Annotated in this window: 6 protein-coding genes; 2 read left to right on the plus strand and 4 right to left on the minus strand. The window is 48.9% G+C overall.

Annotated elements, in window-relative coordinates; translation table 11 throughout:
• The 3 genes from BP97_RS38005 to BP97_RS0130655 form a co-directional block, all read right to left on the minus strand.
• A partial coding sequence (locus BP97_RS38005) for a polysaccharide lyase family 8 super-sandwich domain-containing protein (protein ID WP_231506507.1) occupies positions 1–2963 on the minus strand: 2963 nt, incomplete at its 3' end.
• A complete protein-coding gene (locus BP97_RS40450) occupies positions 2938–3183 on the minus strand; it encodes a hypothetical protein (protein ID WP_156043432.1) in 246 nt (81 codons plus the stop codon). The genes BP97_RS38005 and BP97_RS40450, both read right to left, overlap by 26 nt.
• 37 nt (positions 3184–3220) lie before the next feature.
• On the minus strand, positions 3221–4000 hold the full coding sequence (locus BP97_RS0130655) for an alpha/beta hydrolase (RefSeq protein ID WP_028552515.1): 780 nt from the start codon (positions 3998–4000) through the stop codon (positions 3221–3223).
• Positions 4001–4181: 181 nt separating this feature from the next.
• Here BP97_RS0130655 and BP97_RS0130660 point away from each other — a divergent pair, with 181 nt between their 5' ends.
• Positions 4182–5030: a helix-turn-helix transcriptional regulator gene (locus tag BP97_RS0130660; protein WP_028552516.1), complete on the plus strand. Its 849-nt coding sequence runs from the start codon at positions 4182–4184 to the stop codon at positions 5028–5030.
• A 90-nt stretch (positions 5031–5120) separates the two neighbouring features.
• On the opposite strand, the gene BP97_RS0130665 is transcribed toward BP97_RS0130660, so the two are convergent.
• A complete protein-coding gene (locus BP97_RS0130665; RefSeq protein WP_028552517.1) occupies positions 5121–6470 on the minus strand; it encodes an ABC transporter substrate-binding protein in 1350 nt (449 codons plus the stop codon).
• 122 nt (positions 6471–6592) lie between these two features.
• On the opposite strand from BP97_RS0130665, the gene BP97_RS0130670 reads away from it, so the two are divergent.
• Positions 6593–6937 (plus strand): hypothetical protein, encoded by a 345-nt coding sequence (locus BP97_RS0130670; RefSeq protein WP_028552518.1) that lies wholly within the window; start codon positions 6593–6595, stop codon positions 6935–6937.
• Positions 6938–7463: the final 526 nt, after the last annotated feature.

Raw genomic sequence — 7463 nt, forward strand, 5'->3', positions numbered from 1 at the left:
GATATAACAGACGGATCACTGCTGCTATACGCGACAGAAGCTTGTGTCAGGTCGGCCGGCGAACCGTCCTCCTTTGTCCCGCTAATCGTCAGACCGGTGCTCGTTCCAACCTTTAGCACATCCGGCCCCACTATAGAAGCCTGAATGCGATCAAGCTGCGCTCCATTGAACATATACTCCTTGACGGCCAGATAAGGATGAACCTCCGGATCGCTTCCCTCTTTGCTGCTGATTGTCGTGTATAGACCAGGGCTGCTTTGAGTGATCGCAAAGCCTGCTTTGTGATCACCCGTATGCTGTGTGCGAACATAGTCGGTCACATTAACGTCAGCCCAACCAGCGGTCTCATTCGCGTCAAAGGACCCAAGCCGCAATCCAAACTGGGGCCTATTGAGCCAAGCAATACTTCCTGCTCCAGTTTCTGTCCAATCATTCTGCAGCACTGCATAAACATCATTCTGCACAGTTACACCTTGAGGATCTGATACACCCCCGTACACCTTCAATGCCGCAGCATCGATTTCACCACTAAGGGAATCCAGGTTGAATCTCAAGAAGGTCTCCTGCACAGGATCACCACCATTCACAGCGAGTAACGGAGATGTACCGAAGCTCGCGTTTGGATTGCCTTTATCCACATAAGCATCCGCTACAGGATAAAGCTTCTTATCCGGACGCATCAGGCTAGGGTCATAAGCAATCCTGATCGTGTGTGTGCTGCCTTGTGAACCAGCGGTATTCACAGCAATTTTAACGGGGGACATATTTAATACCGTGATGGACGGGTCTTGACTGATCACACTGGTCCCGGCCTTGCTTAGCTCCACAATGATTTGTTCCTGAGCCTGTGTCGGATCTGATATGGAAACAACAAGCTGGTCTGATTCTTCTTTGACGATGATAGAGGCGGGCTGATAGGTCTTTAAATATTCCACACGCCCTGGCGCCCAAAAATTAGCGCCGATGATCCCAAGCTTGTTCTCACGGACTGCTTGAACCTCTTCCGTATTTTTAACGATCTGAATATCCGGAGTCTCGCTATATGCAGCGGTTTGCGCAGCATCTCTCTTCGGCAGTAAAACATAGGCATACTCCTCCCGATTTGGATTGACCCCGTGGTCAAACCAAAGGTTCAGGAAATGATTAGTGATGGACGCAGGAGTGCCTGAATTTTGATTAATGTCACTCCATGCCCCCGTTCGCTTCTCCCGCAATCCCTTGATCTGTGCACCGCCCGGAAAATAATAGCCGATATCCGAGTCCGGCGCTTTACCAGCCAGATGCGCCCAGTTCGTCCCGCTCATCGTTTCAGCAGATCCCTCAGTCCCCAGCTTAACCGCTCCGTTGACCGTCAGAACATTATTTCCTGTCTGGTTCAATTTGCGGTTTTCTACAATGGTTTCAATCGTCCGATTCTCATTGCTCGTAATTCCCGCTCCCAGAGCGACGATTTCGTCATCAAACATGAACCAGGACTTTTTCGCGGTCAGTTGGTTCCCATCAGCATCTAGGTCGAGACCCGCAATGCCATACACATCTTCCATCACCGAGCCGCCAGCCCAAAGGTTCGAAGCGGCGTAATTAGCAGAAGTCTGAGCGAGCCGTTCTCTAGTATCTACGGTAGTGCCCGGAAGTCGATAAGGATTGACAGTTGCCCAAAAGTCGTCGCTGTACTGCGACTGATCCCCATTATACAAATAAGTCATCCCGTCTGATGTATACCAGCCCTTTAGATTCTCCTTGTTGATGGACTCATATTTGAACGTTCGGCTTGAGGATAGGCTTAATCCAAACGCAAAGTCTTCGGTATGATGCACGACCCGATCCATTGCTGGAAAGACTTTGTTCAACATGAGCTTATCCCCCGCTGGGATAGCTGGATTAAGGATCAGCGCTTTAGCTTCACTAATGATGCCCAGATTTGCATTGCCAATATAATTGCGATAGCCATCATTCAAAATCCATTTTTTCGCCATTCGTTCAAAGTCTAATTTGTCAGCTGGACTAGCAGATTTTGCTAATTGGATGATGGCTGAAATCGTTAAATGGCCGATCACATGATCCTGCGACTGGAGTCGTGAAACTTCCCGCCCGCGAACCATGTCCATGAACGCGCCGTTATAGATAAGCGGTTCAAATGAATCCTTTACCCAACGGTACACGTTTTGCTTATTCGGATCGGTGATCTCCCAGGGTGAACCGTTCAGCATATACATGATGTTGGCGATTGTGCCAAGCAACGCCTTACCGTACCCTCCATTATAAGGATGCTTGTTATGCTGAATGAATGAACCATCCTCATAAAAACCGTCCCCACTGTTCACATACAGGAATACATCACTGAGGCCGTCGCGCGCTGCGACGATTGAATCTCCATCTCGATTCAATACTCCACTGAGCCCGAGAACAGTGGATCGCCACACTCTGTTCGCTCCTGTATCGCTTGGCTTGACGGCAGGGGAAAATTTGAGAACGGCTCGTGAGAACTTGTCGACCTGCTCAACGGATAACGCATCAAACATGATAACCATAATATCGTTCAATTCCATGGGAGTTCCCAATTCCCAATCCCACCAATTGTCGTAGGCTGTTTTCGTTTCGTTGTAACGGTTCACGTACATCCATTCCAGTGCGCTTACAATGTCATCACGTAGTGCTTCATCACCGTAAAAAGGCGATCCGATGACCCCATAGGCCTTCGCCATCGTTTTGATCCGGTTATAATTGCTTGTTATGTGAGCCGATGCGGTCGTGCTCGTCAGATCGTCCCAAAGACTGGTGCGTTGAGGCGATTTATTCATGGTGTCCCACTGACCGGTTCCATTGCTGTTTGTCGCCGCTGCCGCAGTTGAGTCAATTAGCTTGTGGACATCGGGATCATTCGGATCATTAAAAGCTCCTCCAGTCAAAATTTCCTTCCATTTCGACCTCATCAGATCAAAAATCGTTACTCGTTTCAGCACGGGCAACCAACCCTTCCCCTGCCAATGGCAGGTATCCAGCAAGTAGTACCATTATCACTAAAGCGCTTACGATTTTTGCCGTCTGTCTTCTCATCATCCTACCTACTTTCATCATCGAATAAAGCAGGGAAGATGAACGGCTTCCGTTCACTCCCCTACAAATAAAACGTACGTTGGTACCGCCAGCCTGAAGTTTAAAGCGAAGGTCGCTCCGTAACACGAAATAAGCTCCGTGCTGACCTCCTGCCGCGTGCGCTCTATCTCTTGACGAGATCATCAAGAAAAGATTCGATGGCGCGGATGGACTTGCCCTGCGCTTCCGTACTTGCTCCGTAGCCAAAACCATGACCGACACCATGCAGCACCTCCAAGCGGGAGGAAATACCCGCGACAAGCAGTCTCTCGTGGAATCTCTTCGTATCCTCCAAAGATGTCGTCGTATCACAATCCCCCTGGAGGAGAAGAAACGGGGGCTCCCCTCCTCGAATTCTATGCAGAGGCGAAGCTTCAAGATATGCCTGCTGCATCATCTCGAACGGTCCGCCCATAAAGCGCTCCACGAATGGCCTTCGAAGTTCAAGCGTTGTAACCGGACAATAGCAGATTACCCCATACGGCCTTGTCTCCAAGTCAACCAGCTTCTCCGTTACGCCGAGTTCCTCATGTGGCGTAATCATGGCCAGCATGGCTGCCAGATAGCCCCCGGATGAAGAACCGATCGCAACAACTTTGTCCGCCGCCAAGCCAAGCTCACGGTTCCATTGTTTCATCCGTTGCATGGCGAGCCTTACATCCTCTATTTGTACGGGATACCGATAGTCAGGCGTGAGCCGATACCCCGTCGATGCAGTTGCAAAGCCGCGTTCAGCAAAGTAAACCGCCACATCCCGCCAACTCTCCTTCCCTCCTTTCTCCCAGCCTCCACCATGGATAAAAAGCAAACTAATCGGGGCCAGCCGCTGAGTCGGAAGAAAAAAGTCGATCCTGCAGCGCTTTTGGTTGTATTCTGCATAGCACACTTCCCATGTATGGTACAAGATGCAATACTTCCTTCCTTAGGTAAAATTGGTTACTGCTCCTCAATTGTTCTATCGGTAAAGCAGGCCGCGTGTTCGGTTGCTTAACTCTGGCTAATGAGAAGGCCTTCGACCTGTCGTCAGAGCAAGAGACCTATGTTATCATAGGGATACATAACTTGTACGAAGGATGGTGTTTGTTATGCCCGTGGAGTATTTAAATTCCTCGCTGCCGATCCGGATTAGGCATGCCAGCTACATGCCTCCTGTGAATATGCCCCATTCCCATATCGATCATGAAATCTACTACTTTCACTCGGGAAAGTGCAACTTCATCATCGGAAGTCAATTTTATGCGCTGGAGCCCGGCGACTTGATTCTCATGAACGGTTTGACATGGCACAGTGCCAATATCAATCCGGCTTACGGATACGAAAGGACCATCGTTCATTTCAATCCGGACTATTTACATAGCTGGATTCCGAGGGCTTTCTCCATAAACATATTGCAACCGTTTTCATGCATCAAGCATTACCGCTTCTCCTTAAAGGGGCAAATGCGCGAGGAATTTGAGGCCATACTTCAGAAGCTTGAGCGGATGCAGCATACCGCCGATCCGATCGAGAAGCACCGGTTCCACGTGAGTTTGCTCGATTTTTTTCTGCTCCTTTACGAGCTTTGCGATCTTCCCGATTCGGTATCCTCTCCGGTACTCTCCACCAAGGAGAACAACGTTCAGCAGTTGATGGCCTACCTAGATAGGCATTATGCCATGGATCTCCATTTGGATGATTTGGGGAAGCATCTTCACTTAGACCGTCATCATTTATCTAAAGTGTTCAAGGAGGTTACCGGAATGACGGTTTTTCATTACTTGACCCATTTGCGAATCAACCATGCCAAGGTCAAACTGAGCTTGGATCCAACCCTTACCATTACGGACGTGTCTTATCAGACCGGGTTCAAGCATCATGCCCACTTCAGCCGGGTATTCAAGCAACTCGTCGGCTGCTCCCCAGACCAATTCCGTAAATCCAAGCTGTCTAGCTGATTTAGCGGACAATGATTAGTGGTAACGCCTGAACGGGGAGTGGCTTTCCTTGAATGCCTCTCCCCTTTTTGCCATCGGTCAAGTTCTCCTTTATTTGGCGATCGCCCGCTCAAGCGCCTTGTCTGCATCTTCCTGGGCGGTGCGAAATAGGGTATTCAGGTCCATTGTTCCGTAAATATAGTCTGTGATGTGCTTGCGATAGCCCGACTCCGCGGTTGTGTCGTATTTCGATTTTTGGGAAATGGGAGCGAATTTGTTGTAATAAGCGGCAGCGTAATTTTTTCCTGGATACGGACTTTGTTGGCCGATAACTTTCTTGATGTCTTCCGATTTCAACGAGGTCATGCCGCCGGTCTTCGACAATTGCATCTGGAATTCGTCGGACACGAGATACTGGAGCAGCTGCATCGCTTCTTCTCTATGTTTGGAAATAGACGTAATTGCCGCGTAGGTCGGGTACGATTGGGCGCCGATGCCTGGCAAATCCTTGAACGTCGGGATGGACACCTCGTCCCAATTCATGTCTGTCCAATATTGTCCTGACAGGAACCCGAACATAGCCACGTTTTTGCTTTTTCCGAATTCGTCGCTGAACGGAACCTTGTCTTTGTTCGATTTGATGAAGTCGGCATAGCCGGGCGCTTCAGTCGTAGCTTTGTATACCGTTTGATAAATTGCTTGCCACTTAGAGCTGTATTTCGGCGAGTTGATCGTCGACTTATTTGTCTCTGGATCAACACTCGGAAGGGAGAAGGGATTCAGTTTCATGATATGTCCTTGAGATGCGGCCAGGCCCAGGTACTGCGTGCCGTTTTCTTGGCGAGTGAGCTTTTTACCAAGGTCAATGGCTTCGTTCCAAGTCATGCCGTCCTTCGGGTAGGTCACCCCAAACTTGTCAAAGATATCTTTGTTGTAGTACAGCACAAGCCCTGTGTTCGCGACGGGCAGGCCGTAAATCTCGCCTTTCTTCGAGAATAGCTTGATCCCGTCAATTAGGGACGGTTCGAAGCGATTCATATCGACATTGTATTTTTTAATCAATTCGGTCATATCGGATTGTAGAGCAGCTTTTAGCACTCCGTCTGGAAAATAACCGATGGAGTCCAGCACAATATCGATCTGGCTCCCGGAGGTAATCATTTTGTCCAGGCTGTCGTTCGTCGAACGTGGAATGTAAGTAATAGTCCAATTCGGGAACTTGGTTTTGAGTGCATTACCGTAAGTCGTGTTGAAATTATCCGCGCTCGTTCCCCCTTCGCAATAAATAACCAAATCGACTTTCTCATCCACCAACGATTTCGGAGTGCTGGCGGAAGACGTGTTCCCCGCCTTGCTGCTGCTTCCCACATCCTTTGCCCCGCCACTTGCACTGCCGCAGGCTGACAGCAGACCTATCACAGTTATACACGCGGCGGCCACCTTCAGTTTTTTTGTATTCATTACACGTTAACCTCCCCATTGTCAAACGATCTGATATCGCTTCCACTCGATCTGGGTCTGTTGCGGTCACAGATCCACACTTTCGTTCCGCTTGTCATCATTTTAGCAAGACCTCACGTTGTATGCTTTACTATGGGGATCAAAAATACAGCTGCGTCTTAACTTTGGCTGTGCCATTATGCAGTGCCAACGCCTATTCATCTAAGCTATCCAAATTAATTGCGAAATTCATTCCAGGCAGGGAAAGGATTGAGCGGATGATGACGGCTCCGATACATTTTCAATTCGAACAGGAGGGACAGACTCGCCTTGCTCTCGATACGCTGCAGGAGCTGAGGTACAGCGCGGATCTGCACGGGGATGAACGAGGATTGGCCGGATGGCTATTCCGATTCGGCCAGCTACGACGCGTCCCGGCAGACGACAGCGTATCGGGAGCAGTATGCCGACTGGGTCGATCCGTTTAACGACGATTACGAACATTTCATGGCCTCTGATAAATTTTAAAAAAGCAGGTGGCTCGTTGAACTAACGTCCCCGGTTTTAAGGGTTTATCTCACGTAAACTCAATCATTCGTAGGATTTCTCACGTTGGAATGCAGTGGTCCGTAGGAAATAAACCTTTTTTATCCGTAAGGTTAGTGTTTTGGGCATGCGGAAATAGAAGAAACGAACAATATGCCCTAACATTCCTTCGTTACACTTATCCAAGGTGTGGAGAACGATTGCGTTTACTGATGGGTCTATGCCCTTATCAGGTACGAACTCGGTCCTCCGTGTTTTCTTTGTTTAAATCCTGCGAATTACTCAATTTACGTTCAATAAGTCTTACGCCGCCTGAGTGTAGGTGTGAATTGTTTTCTCAGGAGTAAACGACTCATCATGCTGCACCATACCGACTAGGATTCGCGCCAGCTTTCCAAGCAGTTTAAATACCGACTGTTGCTTACCCATATGCTTTAGTTGGACATTGTTTTCATGCAGCTGCCGAAA

The sequence above is a fragment of the Paenibacillus sp. UNC451MF genome (genome assembly GCF_000686845.1).
In the GTDB taxonomy this organism is placed as follows: Bacteria; Bacillota; Bacilli; order Paenibacillales; family NBRC-103111; genus Paenibacillus_S.